The organism is Streptococcus parasanguinis (assembly GCF_019929185.1).
Taxonomy (GTDB): domain Bacteria; phylum Bacillota; class Bacilli; order Lactobacillales; family Streptococcaceae; genus Streptococcus; species Streptococcus parasanguinis_O.
Genome location: NZ_JAHZPC010000033.1, coordinates 1 through 1000, shown reverse-complemented (window position 1 = coordinate 1000; position 1000 = coordinate 1). Strand labels below are relative to the sequence as shown.

Below are 1000 nucleotides of genomic sequence, written 5' to 3'. Positions count from 1 at the left end.
TCATTCAGTTGGGCACTCTAGCGAGACTGCCGGTAATAAACCGGAGGAAGGTGGGGATGACGTCAAATCATCATGCCCCTTATGACCTGGGCTACACACGTGCTACAATGGCTGGTACAACGAGTCGCGAGTCGGTGACGGCAAGCTAATCTCTTAAAGCCAGTCTCAGTTCGGATTGTAGGCTGCAACTCGCCTACATGAAGTCGGAATCGCTAGTAATCGCGGATCAGCACGCCGCGGTGAATACGTTCCCGGGCCTTGTACACACCGCCCGTCACACCACGAGAGTTTGTAACACCCGAAGTCGGTGAGGTAACCATTTGGAGCCAGCCGCCTAAGGTGGGATAGATGATTGGGGTGAAGTCGTAACAAGGTAGCCGTATCGGAAGGTGCGGCTGGATCACCTCCTTTCTAAGGAAAAGGAACCTGTACGTTGGTCTTGTTTAGTTTTGAGAGGTCTTGTGGGGCCTTAGCTCAGCTGGGAGAGCGCCTGCTTTGCACGCAGGAGGTCAGCGGTTCGATCCCGCTAGGCTCCATTAACACTATAGTAGTGTTAAGATTGAACATTGAAAATTGAATATCTATATCAAATAGTAACAAGAAAATAAACCGAAACGCTGTAAATATTTAAAGAGTTTAGGTCGAAAGACCAAAAATAAGGTTAAGTTAATAAGGGCGCACGGTGGATGCCTTGGCACTAGAAGCCGAAGAAGGACGTGACAAACGACGAAATGCTTTGGGGAGCTGTAAGTAAGCGACGATCCAGAGATGTCCGAATGGGGGAACCCACTAGCTGATGGCTAGTACTCCTATCTGTTAAGGATAGGTAGAGGAAGACGCAGTGAACTGAAACATCTAAGTAGCTGCAGGAAGAGAAAGCAAAAGCGATTGCCTGAGTAGCGGCGAGCGAAACGGCAGGAGGGCAAACCGAAGAGTTTACTCTTCGGGGTTGTAGGACTGCAATGTGGACTTAAAGATTATAGAAGAATGACATGGGAAG

The 1000-nt window shown here is 49.0% G+C and carries 1 tRNA gene and 2 rRNA genes; all 3 read left to right on the top strand.

Features of this window, described 5'->3' with window-relative positions:
* A 16S ribosomal RNA gene (locus tag K1I56_RS09930) occupies positions 1–411 on the top strand; the annotation flags it as partial.
* Positions 412–463: 52 nt separating this feature from the next.
* Positions 464–536 (top strand) — tRNA-Ala (locus K1I56_RS09925).
* A gap of 123 nt (positions 537–659) precedes the next feature.
* A 23S ribosomal RNA gene (locus K1I56_RS09920) occupies positions 660–1000 on the top strand; the annotation flags it as partial.